This window comes from Enterobacter sp. CPE_E863 (genome assembly GCF_046521465.1).
Lineage (GTDB): Bacteria > Pseudomonadota > Gammaproteobacteria > Enterobacterales > Enterobacteriaceae > Enterobacter > Enterobacter adelaidei.
Genome location: NZ_JBKFZX010000001.1, coordinates 2,585,392 through 2,606,999, shown reverse-complemented (window position 1 = coordinate 2,606,999; position 21,608 = coordinate 2,585,392). Strand labels below are relative to the sequence as shown.

The 21,608-nt window shown below is 54.3% G+C and carries 21 protein-coding genes; 13 read left to right on the top strand and 8 right to left on the bottom strand.

The window, feature by feature from the left end; all coding sequences use genetic code 11:
• Window positions 1-16: 16 nt before the first annotated feature.
• The 3 genes from ruvC to ruvB all read left to right on the top strand — a co-directional run bounded on the left by ruvC (window position 17) and on the right by ruvB (window position 2,251).
• On the top strand, window positions 17-538 hold the full coding sequence (gene ruvC / locus ACLHV8_RS12855; protein WP_014832404.1) for a crossover junction endodeoxyribonuclease RuvC: 522 nt from the start codon (window positions 17-19) through the stop codon (window positions 536-538).
• 79 nt (window positions 539-617) lie between these two features.
• Window positions 618-1,232, top strand: coding sequence for a Holliday junction branch migration protein RuvA (gene ruvA / locus ACLHV8_RS12850; protein WP_048223742.1), 615 nt, complete (start codon window positions 618-620; stop codon window positions 1,230-1,232).
• Between the two features lie 8 nt (window positions 1,233-1,240).
• Window positions 1,241-2,251, top strand: coding sequence for a Holliday junction branch migration DNA helicase RuvB (gene ruvB / locus ACLHV8_RS12845; protein ID WP_028018631.1), 1,011 nt, complete (start codon window positions 1,241-1,243; stop codon window positions 2,249-2,251).
• A gap of 59 nt (window positions 2,252-2,310) precedes the next feature.
• Here ruvB and znuB read toward each other — a convergent pair whose 3' ends face one another.
• On the bottom strand, window positions 2,311-3,096 hold the full coding sequence (znuB, locus tag ACLHV8_RS12840; RefSeq protein ID WP_049008485.1) for a zinc ABC transporter permease subunit ZnuB: 786 nt from the start codon (window positions 3,094-3,096) through the stop codon (window positions 2,311-2,313).
• The gene (znuC, locus tag ACLHV8_RS12835; protein ID WP_023312233.1) at window positions 3,093-3,848 is read right to left on the bottom strand and encodes a zinc ABC transporter ATP-binding protein ZnuC; all 756 of its coding nucleotides are present in this window, start codon (window positions 3,846-3,848) and stop codon (window positions 3,093-3,095) included. The genes znuB and znuC overlap by 4 nt, the downstream gene beginning before the upstream one ends.
• Before the next feature lie 77 nt (window positions 3,849-3,925).
• Between znuC and znuA the strand changes: the two genes are divergently transcribed.
• The 3 genes from znuA to lpxM all read left to right on the top strand — a co-directional run bounded on the left by znuA (window position 3,926) and on the right by lpxM (window position 7,297).
• Window positions 3,926-4,870: a zinc ABC transporter substrate-binding protein ZnuA gene (gene znuA, locus ACLHV8_RS12830; RefSeq protein WP_028018634.1), complete on the top strand. Its 945-nt coding sequence runs from the start codon at window positions 3,926-3,928 to the stop codon at window positions 4,868-4,870.
• A gap of 15 nt (window positions 4,871-4,885) precedes the next feature.
• Window positions 4,886-6,205 (top strand): murein DD-endopeptidase MepM, encoded by a 1,320-nt coding sequence (mepM, locus tag ACLHV8_RS12825; protein ID WP_028018635.1) that lies wholly within the window; start codon window positions 4,886-4,888, stop codon window positions 6,203-6,205.
• Between the two features lie 120 nt (window positions 6,206-6,325).
• Window positions 6,326-7,297, top strand: a complete 972-nt coding sequence (gene lpxM, locus ACLHV8_RS12820) for a lauroyl-Kdo(2)-lipid IV(A) myristoyltransferase (RefSeq protein WP_028018636.1) — start codon at window positions 6,326-6,328, stop codon at window positions 7,295-7,297.
• A 45-nt stretch (window positions 7,298-7,342) separates the two neighbouring features.
• Here the strand turns inward: lpxM and pyk are convergent, their stop codons facing one another.
• Together pyk and ACLHV8_RS12810 are read right to left on the bottom strand one after the other, a co-directional pair.
• On the bottom strand, window positions 7,343-8,785 hold the full coding sequence (gene pyk / locus ACLHV8_RS12815; protein WP_008500455.1) for a pyruvate kinase: 1,443 nt from the start codon (window positions 8,783-8,785) through the stop codon (window positions 7,343-7,345).
• 139 nt (window positions 8,786-8,924) lie between these two features.
• Window positions 8,925-9,794 (bottom strand): MurR/RpiR family transcriptional regulator, encoded by an 870-nt coding sequence (locus ACLHV8_RS12810; RefSeq protein WP_028018637.1) that lies wholly within the window; start codon window positions 9,792-9,794, stop codon window positions 8,925-8,927.
• A gap of 357 nt (window positions 9,795-10,151) precedes the next feature.
• On the opposite strand from ACLHV8_RS12810, the gene zwf reads away from it, so the two are divergent.
• From zwf to kdgA, 3 genes are all read left to right on the top strand, one after another.
• The gene (zwf, locus tag ACLHV8_RS12805; protein ID WP_028018638.1) at window positions 10,152-11,627 is read left to right on the top strand and encodes a glucose-6-phosphate dehydrogenase; all 1,476 of its coding nucleotides are present in this window, start codon (window positions 10,152-10,154) and stop codon (window positions 11,625-11,627) included.
• Window positions 11,628-11,861: 234 nt separating this feature from the next.
• Window positions 11,862-13,673 (top strand): phosphogluconate dehydratase, encoded by a 1,812-nt coding sequence (gene edd, locus ACLHV8_RS12800; protein ID WP_028018639.1) that lies wholly within the window; start codon window positions 11,862-11,864, stop codon window positions 13,671-13,673.
• 39 nt (window positions 13,674-13,712) lie between these two features.
• A complete protein-coding gene (kdgA, locus tag ACLHV8_RS12795) occupies window positions 13,713-14,354 on the top strand; it encodes a bifunctional 4-hydroxy-2-oxoglutarate aldolase/2-dehydro-3-deoxy-phosphogluconate aldolase (RefSeq protein WP_108089680.1) in 642 nt (213 codons plus the stop codon).
• 41 nt (window positions 14,355-14,395) lie between these two features.
• Here the strand turns inward: kdgA and purT are convergent, their stop codons facing one another.
• On the bottom strand, window positions 14,396-15,574 hold the full coding sequence (gene purT / locus ACLHV8_RS12790; RefSeq protein ID WP_208594406.1) for a formate-dependent phosphoribosylglycinamide formyltransferase: 1,179 nt from the start codon (window positions 15,572-15,574) through the stop codon (window positions 14,396-14,398).
• Between the two features lie 170 nt (window positions 15,575-15,744).
• On the opposite strand from purT, the gene ACLHV8_RS12785 reads away from it, so the two are divergent.
• Window positions 15,745-16,395: a tellurite resistance TerB family protein gene (locus tag ACLHV8_RS12785; protein ID WP_208594407.1), complete on the top strand. Its 651-nt coding sequence runs from the start codon at window positions 15,745-15,747 to the stop codon at window positions 16,393-16,395.
• 84 nt (window positions 16,396-16,479) lie between these two features.
• Window positions 16,480-18,540: an oligopeptidase B gene (gene ptrB, locus ACLHV8_RS12780; protein WP_208594408.1), complete on the top strand. Its 2,061-nt coding sequence runs from the start codon at window positions 16,480-16,482 to the stop codon at window positions 18,538-18,540.
• Here the strand turns inward: ptrB and exoX are convergent.
• The 3 genes from exoX to ACLHV8_RS12765 form a co-directional block, all read right to left on the bottom strand.
• On the bottom strand, window positions 18,537-19,199 hold the full coding sequence (gene exoX, locus ACLHV8_RS12775; RefSeq protein ID WP_410376920.1) for an exodeoxyribonuclease X: 663 nt from the start codon (window positions 19,197-19,199) through the stop codon (window positions 18,537-18,539). The two genes, ptrB and exoX, sit on opposite strands and share 4 nt — an antisense overlap.
• A 24-nt stretch (window positions 19,200-19,223) precedes the next feature.
• On the bottom strand, window positions 19,224-19,874 hold the full coding sequence (locus tag ACLHV8_RS12770) for a carbon-nitrogen hydrolase family protein (RefSeq protein WP_108089684.1): 651 nt from the start codon (window positions 19,872-19,874) through the stop codon (window positions 19,224-19,226).
• A 111-nt stretch (window positions 19,875-19,985) separates the two neighbouring features.
• The gene (locus ACLHV8_RS12765; RefSeq protein WP_028018646.1) at window positions 19,986-20,216 is read right to left on the bottom strand and encodes a DNA polymerase III subunit theta; all 231 of its coding nucleotides are present in this window, start codon (window positions 20,214-20,216) and stop codon (window positions 19,986-19,988) included.
• A 137-nt stretch (window positions 20,217-20,353) separates the two neighbouring features.
• On the opposite strand from ACLHV8_RS12765, the gene yobA reads away from it, so the two are divergent.
• Window positions 20,354-20,725: a CopC domain-containing protein YobA gene (gene yobA / locus ACLHV8_RS12760; protein WP_049008501.1), complete on the top strand. Its 372-nt coding sequence runs from the start codon at window positions 20,354-20,356 to the stop codon at window positions 20,723-20,725.
• Window position 20,726: 1 nt separating this feature from the next.
• Window positions 20,727-21,596, top strand: coding sequence for a copper homeostasis membrane protein CopD (gene copD, locus ACLHV8_RS12755; protein WP_208594409.1), 870 nt, complete (start codon window positions 20,727-20,729; stop codon window positions 21,594-21,596).
• The last annotated feature ends 12 nt before the right edge of the window (window positions 21,597-21,608 follow it).

Sequence of the window (21,608 nt, the reverse complement as noted above, 5' to 3'; positions counted from 1 at the left end):
TAACGGGAGACGCGTGATGTCGATTATCCTCGGGATTGACCCCGGCTCACGCGTCACCGGCTATGGCGTTATCCGTCAGGTGGGACGCCAGCTAACCTACCTCGGCAGCGGGTGTATTCGCACCAAAGTGGACGATCTGCCGTCACGCCTGAAACTGATCTACGCAGGTGTGACAGAAATTATCACCCAGTTCCAGCCAGACTATTTCGCCATCGAACAGGTCTTTATGGCCAAAAACGCTGATTCGGCATTAAAGCTTGGTCAGGCGCGCGGTGTGGCCATTGTTGCTGCCGTAAACCAGGATTTACCGGTGTTCGAATACGCGGCAAGGCAGGTCAAGCAGACGGTGGTGGGGATTGGCAGCGCGGAGAAAAGCCAGGTGCAGCACATGGTGCGAACCTTGTTGAAGCTCCCCGCGAACCCCCAGGCGGACGCCGCGGATGCGCTGGCTATCGCGATTACCCACTGTCACGTCAGCCAGAACGCGATGCAAATGAGCGAGTCGCGGCTCAATCTGGCGCGAGGCAGGTTACGATAATGAAAAATCAGGCTGGATGTTTATCCAGCCTTTTTTTATTATGTCGGCAGTTAATTTTTCCAGAACGCAGGAGCGTCACGTGATAGGCAGACTCAGAGGCATCATCATTGAAAAACAACCCCCGTTAGTGCTGCTGGAAGTGGGTGGCGTGGGCTATGAAGTCCATATGCCGATGACCTGCTTCTACGAGCTGCCGGACGCGGGTAAAGAGGCGATTGTCTTTACTCAGTTTGTGGTGCGTGAAGATGCTCAGCTGCTGTACGGCTTCAACAACAAACAGGAACGTACCCTGTTCCGCGAGCTGATTAAAACCAACGGCGTCGGGCCGAAGCTGGCGCTGGCAATTCTCTCCGGTATGTCAGCTCCACAGTTTGTGAATGCCGTTGAGCGCGAAGATCCCGCAGCGCTGATTAAGCTTCCGGGTATCGGCAAGAAAACCGCCGAGCGTCTGATTGTCGAAATGAAAGATCGCTTCAAAGGGCTGCATGGCGATCTCTTTACCCCTGCGACCGATCTGGTGCTGACCTCGCCTGGCGCGCCAGCGACGGATGATGACGCCGAGCAGGAAGCGGTTGCTGCGCTGGTGGCACTGGGCTATAAACCTCAGGAGGCCAGCCGTATGGTGAGTAAAATCGCCAAACCGGATGCCAGCAGTGAAACTCTGATTCGTGAAGCGCTGCGCGCTGCATTGTGAGGTAAAGGATGATTGAAGCAGATCGCCTGGTATCGGCAGGCTCCCTTCAGGCTGAAGACGTGGTGGATCGTGCGATCCGCCCGAAGCTGCTTGATGAGTACATTGGCCAGCCGCAGGTACGTTCCCAGATGGAGATTTTCATCCAGGCGGCAAAACTGCGCGGCGATGCTCTCGATCACCTGCTGATTTTTGGTCCTCCGGGACTGGGGAAAACCACGCTGGCGAATATCGTCGCCAATGAAATGGGCGTCAACCTGCGTACTACCTCCGGCCCGGTGCTGGAGAAAGCAGGCGATCTGGCGGCGATGCTGACCAACCTTGAACCCCATGACGTGCTGTTTATCGACGAGATTCACCGTCTGTCGCCGGTGGTGGAAGAGGTGCTCTATCCGGCGATGGAAGATTACCAGCTGGATATCATGATCGGTGAAGGCCCGGCAGCGCGCTCTATCAAGATCGATCTGCCACCGTTTACCCTGATTGGCGCAACAACCCGCGCCGGGTCGTTGACCTCTCCGCTGCGCGACCGTTTCGGTATCGTACAGCGTCTTGAGTTTTACCAGGTGGCGGATCTCCAGCACATCGTTGGCCGTAGCGCCCGCTATATGGGGCTGGAAATGAGCGAAGAGGGCGCGTTTGAAGTGGCGAAGCGTTCCCGCGGTACGCCGCGTATTGCCAACCGCCTGCTGCGCCGCGTGCGTGACTTTGCCGAAGTGAAGCATGATGGTTCCATTTCCGCCGAGATAGCTGCTCAGGCGCTGGATATGCTGAACGTAGATGCCGAAGGCTTTGACTACATGGACCGCAAGCTGTTACTGGCGGTGCTGGACAAATTCTTTGGCGGGCCAGTCGGGCTGGATAACCTGGCGGCGGCAATCGGGGAAGAGCGCGAGACAATTGAAGATGTGCTCGAACCGTATTTGATCCAGCAGGGCTTCCTGCAACGTACTCCGCGTGGACGCATGGCCACGGTGCGGGCGTGGAATCACTTCGGGATTACCCCACCGGCAATGCCATAATGTTTAATTCCCTCTCCCAACGGGAGAGGGGCAGGGTGAGGGCATCAGCGCCCTCGATGTCAACTTGCCGTCTTCTTCATCATACTGAAAATAAACAGCACCGCTGCACACAGCACCACAGACGGCCCTGCAGGCGTGTCATAAAACGCCGAGAAGGTTAATCCACCCGTTACCGCAATCATCCCGATAATCACGGCCACACCGGCCATCTGTTCTGGCGTGCGGGCAAAGCGGCGCGCTGTTGCTGCCGGAATGATCAGAAGGGAGGTAATAATCAGCGCTCCAACAAACTTCATCGCCACACCAATGGTCAACGCTGTTACCAGCATCAGCAGCAACTTCACGCGCTGCAATTTCACGCCGTCAACAAACGCCAGATCCGGACTTACGGTCATCGCCAGCAAATTACGCCACTGCCAGAGCAGAATGCCGAGCACCACGACGACACCAATGGCGATAGAGATCAGATCTTCTGGCGTCACGGCCAGCAGGTCGCCGAACAGGTAGGCCATCAGGTCGACGCGAATGTTCGACATCAGGCTCACGACGACCAGACCCAGCGACAGGGCACTGTGCGCCATGATGCCAAGCAGCGTATCAATGGCGAGGTGTGGGCGTTTTTCCAGCCAGACCAGCCCCCCGGCAAGGAGCAGCGTGACTACAATCACCGCATAGAAAGGGTTGACGTTCAGTAACAGACCAAAAGCGACGCCCAGCAGAGAGGCATGCGCCAGGGTATCGCCAAAATAGGACATTCTGCGCCAGACAACAAACGAGCCGAGTGGGCCCGCGGCGCAGGCAAGCATAATCCCGGCTAACCAGCCGGGCAGTAACAGTTCAATCATGAGTGTCCATTTCCCCGGCGCAGGACAATTCGTCCCTGTAAATCATGGCGATGATTATGATGATGGCGATAAATGCCCAGTTGCTCAGCACCGCGAGGGCCAAACATGGAGATAAACTCCGGATGCATTGACACCACTTCAGGCGTGCCGGAGCAGCAAATATGGTGGTTGAGACACAGCACTTCGTCAGTTTTTGCCATGACCAGATGCAGGTCATGGGACACCATCAGCACTGCGCAATCAAGCTCTCGACGTAGCTGGTCGATCAAATCATAAAGCGCAACCTGACCATTCACATCCACACCCTGAGTCGGCTCATCCAGTACCAGCAGCTGCGGGCTGCTCAGCAGCGCGCGGGCGAGTAAAACTCGCTGCGTTTCACCGCCGGACAGTTTTTGCAGAGGCGCATCGACAAGATGGCCCGCCTGCACGCGTTTCAGTGCCGGGAGAATATCGGCTTTACGGGTGCCGGGGCGCAGACGCAGGAAACGGCTGACCGTCAGCGGCAGCGTGGCGTCGAGGTGAAGTTTTTGCGGCACATAGCCAATACGCAATTTTTCCTCGCGCTTGATCACGCCTTCATCGGGTGCGACCAGACCCAGCACCACGCGCACCAGGGTAGATTTTCCGGCGCCATTGGGACCGAGCAGCGTCAGAATTTTGCCGGGCTTCAGATCGAGCGACACGTCAGAGAGGACGCGGCGCTGCCCGAATGAGACCGAAATATTTTCAAGAGAAACCAATGTCGTCATGTCATTTTAAGCTTGAAGAAGTCAACGAATGTTATAATATCACATTCCACGCATTCACTACGATGATTAGTCGCATTATGTTACATAAAAATACGCTTCTTTTCGCAGCATTATCCGCTGCCCTTTGGGGTACAACCGCACAAGATGTTAACGCTGCGGTTGTCGCTTCGCTTAAACCGCTTGGATTCATCGCATCTGCCATTGCAGACGGGGTAACGGAAACCCAGGTTCTGCTCCCTGATGGTGCATCCGAGCATGACTATTCCCTGCGCCCGTCAGATGTAAAGCGCTTACAAAACGCGGACTTAGTCGTCTGGATTGGTCCGGAAATGGAAGCGTTTATGCAGAAGTCAGCGAAACAGATTGTTGACGAAAAACAGGTCGCGATTGCCGAACTCCCTGGCGTGAAACCGTTGCTCATGAAAGGGTCGGATGACGACGGCGACGAACATGACCATCATGCTGCAGACGGCGAAAAAGGTGATGGAGATCACCATCACGGCGAGTACAACATGCATCTTTGGTTATCCCCAGAGATAGCGCGGCTTTCAGCGGTTGCAATCCATGACAAATTAGTGGAACTTATGCCGCAAAGTCGAGCCAAACTAGACGCCAACCTGAAGGATTTTGAGGCACAATTAGCCGCAACCGATAAGCAGGTAGGTACTGAGCTCGCACCGTTGAAAGGAAAAGGGTATTTCGTTTTTCATGACGCCTATGGCTATTACGAAAAACACTACGGTCTGACCCCGCTGGGTCATTTTACCGTCAACCCTGAAATTCAACCTGGTGCGCAGCGTTTACATGAAATCAGAACACAGTTGGTTGAGCAAAAAGCGACATGCGTTTTTGCTGAGCCACAGTTCAGGCCAGCGGTCGTAGAAGCCGTGGCCAGGGGGACATCCGTGCGCATGGGGACCCTTGACCCGCTAGGAACGAATATCCAGTTGAGCAAAGCGAGCTATTCGCAGTTTCTCAGCCAACTGGCGAACCAGTATGCGAGCTGCCTGAAAGGAGATTAACGAGGAAGTGAATACGTGCAACAGATAGCCCGCTCTGTCGCCCTGGCATTTAACAATCTGCCTCGACCCCATCGCGTTATGCTGGGGTCGCTTACAGTTCTCACTTTAGCGGTCGCCGTCTGGCGGCCCTATGTTTACCACCCGAGTTCTGCCCCTATCATCAAAACCATAGAGCTCGAAAAGAGCGAAATCCGTTCTTTGCTGCCTGAAGCCAGTGAGCCTATCGATCAGGCGGCTCAGGAAGATGAAGCTATCCCACAAGATGAACTGGACGATAAAACCGAGAGCGACGCAGGGACCCACGAATACGTTGTTTCTACCGGGGATACGCTGAGTAGTGTACTGAACCAGTACGGCATCGACATGGGCAATATCAGCCAGCTGGCGGCTGCAGATAAAGATCTCCGTAATTTGAAAATAGGGCAACAGCTCTCATGGACATTAACGGCAGATGGCGATCTGCAGAGTCTGACCTGGGAAATGTCTCGCCGCGAAACCCGCACCTACGAACGCACTGCAAACGGTTTCAAAATGACCAGCGAAATGCAGAAGGGCGACTGGGTCAATAGCGTTATGAAAGGGACCGTGGGCGCAAGCTTTGTTTCCAGTGCCCGAGATGCAGGGTTGACCAGCGCTGAAATCAGTTCTGTCATCAAAGCCATGCAGTGGCAGATGGATTTCCGCAAGCTGAAGAAAGGTGATGAGTTTTCCGTTCTGATGTCCCGCGAAATGCTGGAGGGTAAGCGCGAGCAGAGCCAGCTGCTGGGCGTGCGTTTGCGCTCAGAGGGCAAAGATTACTACGCGATTCGTGCTGAAGACGGCAAGTTCTATGACCGCAGCGGTACAGGTCTTGCGAAAGGCTTCATGCGCTTCCCGACGGCGAAACAGTTCCGCGTTTCCTCTAACTTCAATCCGCGCCGTCTGAACCCGGTCACCGGGCGTGTTGCACCGCATCGTGGCGTTGATTTTGCTATGCCGCAGGGTACACCGGTACTGGCTGTGGGTGATGGTGAAGTGGTCATGGCCAAACGCAGCGGAGCAGCTGGATACTATGTTGCGGTGCGTCATGGTCGTACTTACACGACTCGCTATATGCACCTGCGCAAGTTGTTGGTCAAACCGGGTCAGAAAGTGAAACGTGGTGACCGTATCGCGCTGTCAGGCAATACCGGACGTTCTACCGGCCCGCACCTGCACTATGAAGTATGGATCAACCAGCAAGCCGTGAACCCGCTGACGGCGAAACTGCCGCGCACCGAAGGCCTGACAGGTAAAGATCGTTCTGATTACCTGGCGCAGGTGAAAGAGGTGGTGCCGCAGCTGAGCTTAGACTAAGCCTTCTGTGTTGTTTAAAAAGCCGGTGTCAGTGTGCGCCGGCTTTTTCTTTTGTGCGTGGGCGACTGCCTCGCTACACTATCTGAATAAAATTTTGCGTCATCAGACCCTGGATCCAGCATGGAAACCCAAAAAAACAATATTGAATACATTCCCGAGTTTGAAAAATCTTTCCGTCACCCGCGTAACTGGGGTGCCTGGCTTGGCGTTTATGCATTTGCGGGTATTGCGATGCTACCAGCTTCTGTACGCGATCCTGTGCTGGGCAAAATAGGTCGCCTGGCCGGACGCTTAGGCAAAAGTGCCCGTCGCCGCGCGCAAATTAATCTTTACTACTGTTTCCCGGAAAAGAGCGACGCAGAGCGGGAGGCCATTATTGATGCCATGTATACCACTGCGCCACAGGCGATGGCGATGATGGCTGAACTGGCGCTGAAAGGGCCGGAGAAAGTCATGGATCGCGTTGACTGGAAAGGTCTGGAAATCATTGATGAGATGCGTCGCAACAACGAGAAGGTCATTTTTCTCGTTCCGCACGGCTGGGGCGTTGATATTCCAGCTATGCTGATGGCGTCGCAGGGACAAAAAATGGCGGCAATGTTCCATAATCAGGGTAACAAGATCTTTGATTACGTGTGGAATACGGTACGTCGCCGTTTCGGTGGTCGCCTACATGCGCGCAATGATGGTATCAAGCCGTTTATTCAGTCCGTACGTCAGGGCTACTGGGGCTACTATTTGCCAGATCAGGATCACGGCCCGGAACACAGTGAGTTTGTGGATTTCTTCGCGACTTACAAAGCGACACTACCTGCGATTGGCCGTCTGATGAAGGTGTGCCGTGCCCGTGTTATTCCGCTTTTCCCGGTCTACGACGGTAATACCCATCGTCTGAGCATTGAAGTTCGTCCGCCGATGGATGATCTGCTCACTGCAGACGATAACACCATTGCGCGTCGAATGAACGAAGAGGTGGAAATACTGGTGGGACCGCATGCGGAGCAGTACACGTGGATACTGAAACTGCTTAAAACGCGTAAGCCAGGCGAAAAAGAGCCGTATAAACGCAAAGAGCTTTTTCCAACGAAATAAAAAAAGCCCTCTCTGAAAGGAGAGGGCTTTTTAACAGAGACTGACTTACTCGACTGTCATAACGCGAGTGGTGTTGGTTGAGCCGATGGTGCTCATCACATCACCCTGGGTCACGATGACGATATCACCGGATACCAGATAGCCTTTGTCACGCAGAAGGTTTACGGCGTCGTGTGCCGCAGCCACGCCGTCATTGGTGCTATCGAAGTGAACAGGGGTAACACCGCGATACAGCGCCGTCAGGTTCAGCGTACGCTCGTGACGGGACATGGCGAAGATAGGTAAGCCGGAACTGATACGGGAGGTCATCAGCGCGGTACGGCCAGATTCGGTCATGGTGATGATTGCGGTAACGCCCTTCAGGTGGTTGGCAGCGTACATGGCGGACATCGCAATCGCTTCTTCCACATTGTCGAACTGAACGTCCAGACGGTGTTTAGAGACATTAATGCTTGGGATCTTCTCAGCACCCAGACAAACGCGCGCCATGGCGGCCACGGTTTCTGCAGGATACTGGCCTGCTGCGGTTTCCGCTGAAAGCATAACCGCATCGGTACCGTCCAGCACGGCGTTGGCCACGTCCATGACTTCCGCACGGGTTGGCATTGGGTTGGTGATCATGGATTCCATCATCTGAGTGGCGGTGATCACCGCGCGGTTCAGCTGACGTGCGCGGCGAATCAGCGCTTTCTGGATACCCACCAGCTCAGGGTCGCCGATTTCCACACCCAGGTCGCCACGGGCAACCATCACCACGTCAGAGGCGAGAATCACGTCGTCCATGGCGTCCTGATCGCAAACGGCTTCCGCGCGTTCAACTTTAGCGACGATTTTGGCATCGCAACCAGCATCACGTGCCAGTCGGCGCGCATAGTTCAGGTCTTCACCGCAGCGTGGGAAGGAGACGGCCAGGTAGTCAACGCCGATCAGCGCAGCGGTAACGATATCCGCTTTGTCTTTATCGGTAAGCGCTTCTGCAGAGAGGCCGCCGCCCAGTTTGTTAATACCTTTGTTGTTGGAGAGCGGGCCGCCGACGGTGACTTCGGTGAACACTTTCATGCCCTGAACTTCCAGCACTTTCAGCTGTACGCGACCGTCGTCGAGCAGCAGGATATCGCCAGGCACCACGTCAGCCGGCAGGCCTTTATAGTCAATCCCGACTTTTTCTTTATCGCCTTCACCTTTGCCGAGGTTGGCATCAAGCAGGAATTTGTCGCCAATATTGAGGAAAACTTTTCCCTCTTTAAAGGTCGATACACGAATTTTAGGACCTTGCAGATCGCCGAGGATGGCAACATGGCGCCCCAGTTTTGCTGCGATTTCACGCACTTTATCGGCACGTAATTTATGGTCTTCTGGCGTACCGTGAGAGAAGTTCATACGCACCACGTTGGCACCTGCGGCGATAATCTTTTCGAGGTTATTATCGCGATCGGTGGCCGGGCCTAAGGTGGTTACGATCTTGGTTCTGCGAAGCCTTCTGGACATGTATTACTCCGTTGACTGAAACAACTTTGGTGTTGCGTGAACATTGAATCGGCCTTCATTTGCCGCAAGGCGGCAGAGAGTGGACCGAATGCCGTAAATCGTTACATCGTCATTATTCGTGACGTTTTGTTATCAACTATCAGGGAACATCGCTCTTTATAAGCAATTCTTTATCAAAACGCGATTCCTTAAGCGCTTCCTTGACACGCTTCAAGTTATCTCTGAATTTTGCCCCTCTTCGTAGGGTAAAACCGGTCGCCAGCACGTCAATCACCGTGAGCTGCGCCAGACGGGAGACCATCGGCATATAGATATCGGTGTCTTCCGGTACGTCGAGGGTAATCGCCAGCGTGGCCTCACGGGCCAGCGGTGTCCCTGCCGTCGTGAGAGCGATCACCATGGCATCGTTTTCACGCGCCAGCTGGGCCAGTTCTACCTGGCTCTTGGTACGTCCGGTGTGCGAAATCAGTACCACGACGTCATCTTCACTGCAATTCATACAGCTCATGCGTTGCAGCACAATGTCATCGGAATAAATAACCGGCACGTTAAAGCGGAAGAATTTATTCATGGCGTCATGCGCCACGGCTGCCGATGACCCAAGACCAAAGAAGGCAATCCGCTTGGCCTGGGTGAGTAAATCCACCGCACGATTTACCGAACTCATATCCAGAGACTGGCGGACGTGGTCAAGTGTGGCCATCGCTGACTCAAAAATTTTCGCCGTGTAGGCATCAACGCTGTCGTCTTCATCCACATTACGATTAACATAAGGTGTGCCGTTTGCCAGACTTTGTGCCAGATGCAGTTTAAAATCAGGAAAGCCGCGCGTTTCCAGGCTACGGCAGAAGCGATTTACCGTTGGCTCGCTGACACTCGCTTCCTGCGCCAGAGCGGCGATGCTTGAATGAATCGCCTGAGCGGGAGACGCGAGAATAACTTCGGCCACTTTTCGCTCGGATTTGCTAAGGTGTTCCAGTTGAAACTGGATTTTTTCCAGCATGTTCATTGTTAACATGACGCTCATGGGTGTAAACGATTTCATAAATGGGTGAAATCGTGATTCGATTTAGCCGATATTACCCCTGTGGCTTCCATAAAGGGTAACAGTCGACAAGATAATGTTGTTGTTTTTTTTCATTACTTGATCGGCGTCGGGTTTTGCCGGGCCCTTGTTGCGCAAAGAATCGACGGTTGTTGCGTCATTGCATCCCCGAAAGCACCGGAATGGCGAAAAATCGCGGTAAAGCACGTGGCGATAAGCGCTAATGGTTTCGGGAATGACGTAAAAGCAGTACAGTGCATTGTAATAAAATTACAACGATACCTGGCAGAAGTACCAGGTGATCCAACTGAGGAGAATGACATGGCGGTAACGCAAACAGCCCAGGCATGTGACCTGGTCATTTTCGGCGCGAAAGGCGATCTTGCACGCCGGAAATTGCTGCCTTCCCTGTATCAACTGGAAAAAGCAGGCCAACTTCATCCAGATACCCGTATCCTGGGTGTAGGGCGCGCCGAATGGGACAAGGACGCTTATACCAAAGTCGTTCGTGAAGCGCTCGAAACGTTCATGAAAGAGAAAATCGATGAAAGTTTGTGGGATACGCTGAGCGGACGCCTTGATTTCTGCAACCTGGACGTGAACGACATCAGTGCGTTTTCCCGCCTGGGCGACATGCTGGATCAGAAAAATCGTGTCACCATTAACTATTTCGCCATGCCGCCAAGCACCTTTGGTGCCATCTGCAAAGGTCTGGGTGAAGCCAAACTGAACGCCAAGCCGGCGCGCGTGGTGATGGAGAAGCCGCTGGGTACGTCGCTGGCAACCTCCCGCGAAATTAACGATCAGGTAGGCGAGTTCTTTGAAGAGTGCCAGGTTTACCGTATTGACCACTATCTTGGTAAAGAGACGGTCCTGAACCTGCTGGCGCTGCGTTTTGCTAACTCCCTGTTTGTGAACAACTGGGACAACCGCACTATCGACCACGTGGAAATCACCGTGGCGGAAGAGGTGGGGATTGAAGGGCGCTGGGGTTACTTTGACCAGGCCGGTCAGATGCGCGACATGATCCAGAACCACCTGCTGCAAATTCTGTGCATGATTGCTATGTCTCCACCGTCTGACCTGACGGCTGACAGCATCCGTGATGCAAAAGTGAAAGTACTGAAGTCACTGCGCCGTATCGACCGCTCTAACGTACGTGAGAAGACCGTTCGTGGTCAGTACACCGCCGGGTTTGCGCAAGGCAAAAAAGTGCCTGGGTACCTGGAGGAAGAGGGCGCGAACAAGTCCAGCAACACCGAGACGTTTGTGGCTATCCGCGTGGATATCGACGACTGGCGCTGGGCGGGGGTTCCGTTCTATCTGCGTACCGGTAAACGTCTGCCAGCCAAATGCTCCGAAGTGGTTGTCTACTTCAAAAACCCGGAACTGAACCTGTTCAAAGAGTCCTGGCAGGAACTGCCTCAGAACAAACTGACCATTCGCCTGCAGCCGGACGAAGGGGTTGATATTCAGATCCTGAACAAAGTGCCGGGTCTTGACCACAAACACAACCTGCAGACCACCAAACTGGATCTGAGTTACTCCGAAACCTTCAACCAGACGCATCTTGCAGACGCGTATGAGCGCCTGCTGCTGGAAACCATGCGCGGTATCCAGGCGCTGTTTGTGCGCCGCGACGAAGTGGAGGAGGCCTGGAAATGGGTTGACTCCATTACCGAAGCCTGGGCAGCCGATCAGGATGCGCCTAAACCGTATCAGGCAGGCACCTGGGGGCCAGTCGCGTCCGTGGCGATGATCACCCGCGATGGCCGCTCCTGGAACGAGTTTGAGTAAGATCATCCTCTAGCTCGAAAGTGTTATTTTACCGGTAACATGATCTAACACAGCTAGTGGCATAATTTTTAAACTTTTAAGCTCCGTGTGGATTCACCCGCGGAGCTTTTTTTATTACACTGCCGGAAGTGATTTTGCCCCTGAGCTCCGGACAGCAAGCGTTTCAGCGTTGTTAACAACTGCCAGCGACTTTGTAAACTCCTGAGCACGGACAGATAAATTAGAGGAGCATTTATGAATCCGACATTGTTACGCGTAACACAGCGCATTATTGAACGCTCGAAAGAGACCCGTTCGGCCTACCTCGCCCGGATTGAACAAGCTAAAAGTAACACCGTCCACCGCTCTCAGCTGGCATGCGGTAACCTGGCACACGGTTTCGCCGCCTGCCAACCCGATGATAAAGCCTCGCTGAAAAGCATGTTGCGTAACAACATCGCCATCATTACTTCCTATAACGATATGCTTTCCGCGCACCAGCCGTATGAGGTATATCCCAATATCATCCGTAAAGCGCTGCACAGCGTGAATGCCGTGGGCCAGGTGGCGGGCGGTGTTCCGGCGATGTGCGACGGCGTGACGCAGGGTCAGGACGGAATGGAGCTTTCCCTGCTGAGCCGCGAAGTGATTGCGATGTCTGCAGCGGTTGGCTTGTCACACAACATGTTCGATGGCGCGTTGTATCTCGGCGTGTGCGACAAGATTGTCCCGGGCCTGGTAATGGCTGCGCTGTCGTTTGGTCATCTGCCTGCGATCTTCGTGCCATCCGGCCCGATGGCAAGCGGCCTGCCAAACAAAGAGAAAGTGCGTATCCGTCAGCTGTACGCAGAAGGGAAAGCAGACCGTCAGGCGCTGCTGGAGGCAGAAGCCGCGTCCTACCATGCGCCGGGAACCTGTACTTTCTACGGTACGGCTAACACTAACCAGATGGTCGTAGAGTTCATGGGGATGCAGCTTCCGGGCTCGTCCTTTATCCAGCCGGATGCACCACTGCGCCAGGCGCTGACCGAAGCTGCTGCCCGTCAGGTGACGCGTTTGACCGGTAATGGCAACGAATGGATGCCAATGGGCAAAATGGTTGACGAGAAAGTCATCGTTAACGGTATCGTCGCGTTGCTGGCAACGGGGGGGTCAACCAATCACACCATGCACCTGGTGGCCATGGCGCGTGCGGCGGGCATTCTGATTAACTGGGATGATTTCTCCGAGATCTCTTCTGTGGTGCCGCTGATGGCGCGCCTGTACCCGAACGGCCCGGCTGACATTAACCACTTCCAGGCCGCAGGTGGTGTGCCGCTGCTGATGCGCGAGCTGCTGAAAGGCGGTCTGCTGCATGAAGATGTAAATACCGTGGCGGGCTTTGGTCTGCAACGCTACACCCAGGAGCCGTGGCTGAATAACGGCGAGCTGGACTGGCGCGAAGGGGCGAATGCCTCTCTTGATGCACAGGTTATCGCCACCATCGACAAACCGTTCTCTCCTCATGGCGGTACCAAAGTGCTCAGCGGCAACCTCGGACGCGCGGTGATGAAGACGTCTGCCGTACCGGAAGAGAATCAGATTATCGAAGCACCGGCGGTAGTGTTCGAAAGCCAGCACGACGTATTACCTGCCTTTGACGCCGGTCTTCTGGATAAAGACTGCGTGGTGGTCGTTCGCCATCAGGGGCCAAAGGCCAACGGGATGCCAGAATTACATAAACTTATGCCGCCACTTGGTGTATTATTGGACCGCCGTTTCAAAATTGCTCTGGTGACGGATGGACGCCTCTCTGGCGCATCCGGTAAAGTGCCTTCAGCCATCCACGTGACACCTGAAGCTTACGACGGTGGTTTGCTGGCGAAAGTGCGTGACGGCGACATGATCCGCGTAAACGGTCAGACAGGTGAGTTAACCCTGCTGGTGGATGACGCAGAGCTGGCGGCACGTAAGCCACATATTCCTGACCTGAGCGCATCGCGCGTGGGGACAGGGCGCGAAATGTTTGGTGCGCTGCGTGAGAAACTCTCTGGTGCTGAGCAGGGCGCAACCTGTATTACGTTTTAAGACGACTTGATTTTAACGATCTGGCGAGAGAAGACACTGATGAAAAACTGGAAAACAAGTGCAGAAGCAATCATGACCACTGGCCCTGTCGTGCCGGTTATCGTGGTAAATAAACTGGAGCATGCGGTACCGATGGCGAAAGCGCTGGTTGCCGGTGGCGTTCGTGTTCTGGAAGTCACCCTGCGCACTGCCTGCGCGATGGATGCTATTCGCGCAATCGCTAAAGAAGTGCCGGACGCCATCGTCGGTGCGGGTACCGTTCTGAATGCACAGCAACTGGCGGAAGTGACTGAAGCGGGCGCACAGTTTGCGATCAGCCCGGGCCTGACGGAGTCTCTGCTGAAAGCGGCAACCGAAGGCACCATTCCGCTGATCCCTGGCATTAGCACCGTATCTGAACTGATGCTGGGTATGGACTACGGTCTGAAAGAGTTCAAATTCTTCCCGGCAGAAGCGAACGGCGGCACCAAAGCGCTGCAGGCGATTGCGGGTCCATTCGCTCAGGTTCGTTTCTGCCCGACGGGTGGCATCTCTCCTGCTAACTACCGTGACTACCTGGCACTGAAAAGCGTGCTGTGCATCGGTGGTTCATGGCTGGTTCCGGCGGATGCGCTGGAAGCGGGCGACTGGGATCGCATTACTAAACTGGCTCGTGAAGCGGTTGAAGGTGCGCAGCAGTAAGTTATACGCAGCATGAAAAACGGGCCATTCGGCCCGTTTTTTTATCCTCTTACGCTAACAGCTGCGGAGGCTGTTTTCGCTCTCGCCACGGCGTCTTCTACGTTATCCCCGGTGGCTAATGCTACGCCAAGACGACGCGTGCCGTCGATCTCCGGTTTACCGAACAAACGCACCTGTAACCCTGCACCTACTGCGCCGTCGACGTTATCAAACGTGACATTCTGGCTGGTTAATTGCGGCAGGATCACTGCGGAAGCGGCCGGGCCGTACTGACGGATGCCACCAACAGGCAATCCGAGGAAAGCGCGCACGTGCAGGGCGAACTCAGAGAGATCCTGCGAAATCAGCGTCACCATGCCGGTGTCATGCGGGCGAGGTGAGACTTCGCTGAAAATAACCTCATCTCCGCAGACGAAAAGCTCTACGCCAAACAGGCCATAGCCGCCCAGCGCGAGTACGGTTTTACGGGCGATCGCCTGCGCACGTTCCAGTGCCAGGGCACTCATCTGCTGCGGCTGCCATGATTCACGGTAATCGCCATCTTCCTGACGGTGGCCAATTGGGTCACAGAAATGGACGCCATCAATGGCGCTGACGGTCAACAGGGTGATCTCGAAATCGAATTTCACGACACCTTCGACAATCACGCGACCCGCTCCGGCACGACCACCTTGCTGGGCATAATCCCATGCCTTATCCAGCGTGCTGCTGTCGCGAATAAAGCTCTGTCCTTTACCGGAGGAACTCATCACGGGTTTAACGATGCACGGGTAGCCAATCTCCTCAACAGCCTGCAGGAATGCGGTTTTATCGCCAGCAAACCGATAGCTCGACGTGGGGAGCCCCAGCTCTTCCGCTGCCAGACGACGAATACCTTCCCGGTTCATGGTCAGTTTTGCCGCTTTGGCACAGGGCACCACGCGCTGGCCTTCCTGTTCAAGAGCGATCAGCGTATCGGTGGCGATGGCTTCAATTTCCGGGACCACGAAATCGGGTTTCTCCTGCGTAATCAGTGCCCGTAGGGCATCGCCATCCAGCATGTTAATCACATAAGAACGATGGGCGACGTGCATGGCAGGAGCATCGGCGTAACGGTCTACGGCAATCACTTCCACACCTAAACGCTGACATTCAATGGCGACCTCTTTACCCAGTTCGCCCGATCCCAACAGCATCACACGCGTCGCTGCAGGTCGCAGCGCAGTGCCTAAACGAGTCATAACATTCCCCCTGAAAAAGATGCGCGCAGTATAAACGAAAACGTTTGCGTGTGTCTTGTGCAGGGCTAAGGGAGGGGGAAGAAATTTGCGCATCTTTAGCCCATCCAGACATTTCCTGACGCCTGCTCGCTTACGCTGTGAAATATGTTCACCGTTAAGTGAGGGAAACCATGTCTGGTTGGTTAAATCAGTTGCAATCGCTGTTAGGACAGAAAGCATCGTCGTCTGGCGAGCAGGGGCTCAGTAAACTATTGGTTCCCGGCGCACTTGGCGGGCTGGCAGGCCTTTTAGTCGCGAATAAATCCTCACGTAAGCTGCTGGCAAAATATGGAACTGGCGCGTTGCTGGCCGGTGGCGGGGCCATCGCAGGTACCGTACTATGGAATAAATACAAAGACAGGGTACGGGCTGCACACTGCGATGAACCGCATTATAGCGAGCACACCTCGCCGCTGGATCTGCGTACCGAACGATTGATCCTTGCGCTGGTCTTTGCCGCGAAGAGTGACGGGCATATTGACGATAAAGAACGATCGGCGATTGAGCAGCAGCTTCGCGAAGCCGGTGTTGAAGAGAAGGGCAGAGCCCTGGTGGCGCAGGCGATTGAACAGCCGCTCGATCCACTGCGTCTTGCGCAGAGTGTGAAGAATGAGGAAGAGGCGCTTGAACTCTATTTTCTCAGCTGTGCCGCCATTGATATCGACCACTTTATGGAACGTAGCTACCTCAATGCCCTCGGCGATGCGTTGAAGATCCCGCAGGATGTACGCGAGGGTATTGAGCAGGATATCCGGGAACAAAAAAAAGCGTTACAGGGATAGCGTCGCGGCTGCGACACTGTTTCGCTTGCATCATGCGTGGGTTTTGCCAACCTTATAGGGTGTAAAACTTAAAAGAATGATGACATGCCACCGAAAGCCCGACGTACTCCTTATGCGATCACCACGCATGGCGATACGCGTATAGACAACTATTACTGGCTACGGGACGATTCTCGCTCCCGGCCAGAGGTGCTCGACTACCTGCACGAGGAAAACGACTATGGCCGCAAGGTCATGTCCAGCCAGCAGGCACTTCAGGATCAATTGCTGAATGAAATGGTGCAGCGCATTCCTCAGCATGATATCTCCGCGCCCTGGACCAAAAATGGCTATCGCTATCGTCATATCTACGAGCCCGGCAACGAGTATCCCATCTACCAACGACAACCCGTGTTAAGTGCCGAATGGGATGAGTGGGAGATTTTACTGGATGCCAACCAGCGCGCCGCCCACAGCGAATTTTATACGCTGGGTGGCATGTCCATTTCACCTGACAACACGATTATGGCGCTGGCTGAGGACTACCTCTCCCGCCGTCAGTATGGCCTGCGTTTTCGCAATCTGGACACCGGGAACTGGTATCCTGAAATGCTGGAAAATGTCTCCCCGGATTTTGTCTGGGCGAATGATTCCGAGACCGTCTACTACGTCAAAAAGCATGCGTCCACGCTACTGCCTTATCAGGTGTGGCGACATACCGTAGGGACGGGTTCTGCCGATGACGAACTGGTCTATGAAGAGAAAGACGAAACGTTTTATGTCAGCCTGCATAAAACCTCCTCACGCCACTATGTGATTATTTTCCTCGCCAGCGCGACGACGTCTGAGGTTTTGCTGCTGGACGCCGAACTACCTGATGCCCAGCCGCTCTGTTTTCTGCCGCGTCGCAAGGATCATGAGTACAGTCTGGATCACTTCCAGCACAGTTTTTATTTGCGCTCTAATCGCGAGGGCAAAAACTTTGGTCTCTATAAAACCAAAGTGCGCGATGAGCGCAAGTGGGAGGTGCTTATTCCCGCGCGGGAGCAAGTGATGCTGGAAGGGTTCACTCTGTTTACCGACTGGCTGGTGGTGGAAGAGCGTCAGCGCGGGCTGACCAGTATCCGGCAAATCAACCGTAAAACCCGGGAAGTGGTGGGGATTGCGTTCGACGACCCAGCGTATGTGACGTGGATTGGGTTCAACCCTGAACCCGAGTCGTCTCGGTTGCGCTACGGTTACTCCTCAATGACCACGCCGGACACGTTGTTTGAGCTGGATATGGATACCGGGCAGCGTCAGGTGATTAAGCAGACCGAGGTCAAAGGGTTTGAATCTGAAAACTACCGCAGCGAGCACCTTTGGGTCACTGTCCGCGATGGCGTGGAAGTTCCGGTCTCACTTGTTTACCACCAGGCGCATTTCCGGAAAGGGAAAAACCCACTGCTGGTTTACGGCTATGGTTCCTATGGCTCAAGCATGGATGCCGATTTCAGCAGCAGTAGGTTAAGTCTGCTCGATCGTGGCTTCGTTTTCGCTATCGCCCATGTGCGCGGCGGCGGTGAACTGGGGCAGCACTGGTATGAAGACGGGAAATTCCTGAAAAAGAAAAACACCTTCAATGACTATCTCGATGTTTGTGATGCGCTGATTGAGCAAGGCTACGGGGATCCGCATCTCTGCTTTGGGATGGGGGGCAGCGCGGGCGGCATGTTGATGGGGGCGGTGATCAACCAGCGTCCCGATCGCTTCAAAGGGATTGTCGCGCAGGTTCCGTTTGTCGATGTGGTCACGACCATGCTCGATGAATCCATTCCCCTGACGACGGGGGAGTTCGAAGAGTGGGGGAATCCTCAGGATGCGATCTACTATCGCTATATGAAAGAGTACAGCCCGTACGATAACGTGGAGGCAAAAGCCTATCCGCACATGCTGGTCACCACCGGGTTGCATGATTCGCAGGTGCAGTACTGGGAGCCGGCAAAATGGGTGGCAAAACTGCGGGAGCTAAAAACCGATGATAATCTGTTGCTGCTCTGTACCGATATGGATTCCGGGCATGGAGGGAAATCAGGGCGGTTCAAAACCTATGAAGGCGTCGCCCTGGAATATGCCTTCCTGATTGCCCTGGCGCAGGGAACGCTGCCAGGCGGTGAAGAGCCTTAAGCTTCGCCCAGGTAGTGTTTCAGCGTTAAGCGCAGTTCCGGGCTCATTTTGTCGAGGTTATTGTAAAGCCAGCGCAGATAGCCCGGATCTTTATCCGCAATATCAGACACCGCTCTACCGCGATATTTGCCAAAGGTAAAGGTGGTGAGAAGCGCAGGACGACCGGTGATCGTTGCCATATCATCCGGCGTCCAGCCAGAGATATTCATAATATCAATGAGTAACGCGGCGGTAATATAGCAGTCGTACAACGCGCGGTGATGGTGAAGCCCCTCAGGTGTACGGACGTTAAGCTTACGGGACTTATACAGCGCCATATTACTGTATTTGATCCCCGGCCAGAGGCGACGCGCCAGCTTCATAGTACAAATCCATTCCCCTGGCATTTCGGGCAACACCCGGCGGTCAAAGCTGGCGTTATGCGCGACGTACCACGGGCTACCGTAATAGTGTGGAATAATTTCTTCTATCCACGGCTTATCCGCCACCATTGATTCGGTAATGCGATGGATTGCCATAGCCTGCGGGCTAATGGGGCGATCAGGGCGCACCAGATGGCTCATTGGGTTGACGATTTTACCGTCTACCACATCGACAGAGGCCACTTCCACAATTCCGCCCTGAAGATCGCAAGTTTCGGTATCGATGACGCGCAGCATTGAAAACTCCTGAGCTTAAAACGCTTAGCCTAAAGGAATGATATCGCCTTGCCAACCCTGTCTGCCGAGCGTGCCGGTCAGCAAGAGCTCGCCTTTATCCGCGCGGACAATCAACTGGCCTCTTTCATCCCATAACGCGCTGCCGCCACACGCATTAGCCATTAACACGGCAATCGCATATTTATGTGCGAAGCGCTGCAGGGTGCTGATGGACTGCCGCCAGCGATAATCAACAACAGACTGACAGCTGGTAAACAGCGCCGCCTGTGAATCGAGATTGGGTGAATCGGTATGCGCATCAATGATGCTAAGTTGTTTATCTCCCGGAACCAGACTTGCACCGCTCCCCTGCGGGTAGCGCAGAATATCCTGGCTGGAAGGCGTAAACAGCGCGAGTCCTTTCTGGCGCTGACCATTCCGTTCAAGAGGGAGCCCGGCAATGAGGGTGATTTGGTAAAAATGTGCGGCGTCAAGCAGGGGTTCAAGCTGCGCATCACTGGGGGGAGGAGGTAATACCGTTGTGCCCGAGCCCGTTAATGAAAGTTCAGGAAATACCAGCAAATCGCATTGCTGGCGTGCTGCTTCGGCGATGAAGCAGAGGTGGCGCGCAACATGGTCATCCACACTGTGATGCTGCCCGGTATACTGGGCTGCGGCAATATTCCATTGTGACATCGTGACTTCCTTATACACTGAGTCGCAGGGATTTTAAGAATACACCTAGATTAATCAGGGTTTTCTTATCCTGGCATATTCCGCGTAAGGAAGTGTAACGACTTTTTAAGCTTATTTAACTTTAGGCTCGTAGGGCAAACGAGAAAGGTTGACCGATGCGAGACGGTGGGCAATTAATCTTTCGCGAAACCAGTCGCGCAGATGAGCCGGTTGTTCACGTTCAACAACCTCAGCCACGATGGGCATGTTGTAACGCTCTTTAAACGCGACGCCTGCGGCAGCGAGATCGACATTCACTTTATCCATCTCGTCCTGAGGAAGGGTGGCCAGATTGATCTTCATTTCCTTCTCCTTATTATGCGGCGGCAACGTTACCGCGATTGCACGATGATGACAAGCGGAGGCGGGATGATCCTCGACTCGTTTATTATACAGCGTTATTCTTTAGCATACAGACATAACAAAAAGGAATGATTGCGATGGGACTAACCACTTCCCGCGCGGTATGCGCGCTTGCCTTTCTGGCATCATTGGTCATGACGCCTTCTGTGCTGGCGCATGCTCATCTTAAACAGCAAACCCCGGCGGCAGAAAGCCAGGTGACACCACCCCAGGTCCTTACGTTGATTTTTTCGGAAGGTATCGAACCTGGTTTTAGTGGGGTCGTGGTCACGGATGCACAAAAGCAGGTTATGAAAACAGGTACGGTTAAACGAGACGAAAAGAACAACGCTCAGCTGACGGTTCCGCTGGAACAACCGCTGACGCCCGGGACCTATCAGGTCGACTGGCATGTGGTCTCCGTAGACGGCCATAAAACCAAAGGCAGCTACCACTTTAGCGTGAAATAGCATGCTGGCCCTGATTTATGTCGTGTTGCGATTTATCCATTTCGGGGCGCTGATGCTCATTTTTGGCAATGCGCTTTACAGCGTCTGGTTTGCGCCTTCCTCACTCCACCGCCTGATGTCCCGGCGTTTCCAGTTACAGCAGAAAGTGGCATCTTTAATCAGCCTGGGTGCTGCACTCCTGATGTTTGTGTTTCAGGGGGGATTGATGGGTAGTGGCTGGGGAGATGTCTTTTCCCCGGAGATCTGGCGTAGCGTGCTGGCGACGCAGTTTGGCAGCGTCTGGCTGTGGCAAATGATTCTTGCTGCCATTACTGTCGGAGCTGCATGGCTCGCTCCCCTGAAAGGTTCACGGCTGTTATTGCTCGCAATGGGTCAGCTTATTCTGCTGGCAGGGGTAGGGCACGCGGCGATGAGCGACGGTCCGACAGGGGCTTTGCAGCGTCTTAATCACGCTTTTCACCTGCTGTGTGCCGCAACCTGGCTTGGCGGATTACTTCCGCTGCTGTTCTGCATGCGTCTGGCGAAAGGGCGCTGGCAAAATGCCGCTATCTACACCATGATGCGTTTCTCGCGTGTCGGCCATTATGCCGTTGCGGGTGTGCTGCTCACTGGCATTATCAACACGCTGTTTATCACTGGCATCCAGATCCCATGGCAGTCTGACTACGTGCAGTTTTTGTTGTTCAAATGTGCGCTGGTGGCGTTGATGGTAGCAATTGCACTGGCAAATCGGTATTTTCTGGTGCCACGGTTTCGTCCGGAGACCGGACAAGCGCAACAGATTTTTATCAGGATGACACAGGCAGAGGTGGTGCTGGGAACGCTGGTGCTGGCAACGGTCAGTCTGTTCGCTACCTGGGAACCCTTCTGATAAGGTTAAATA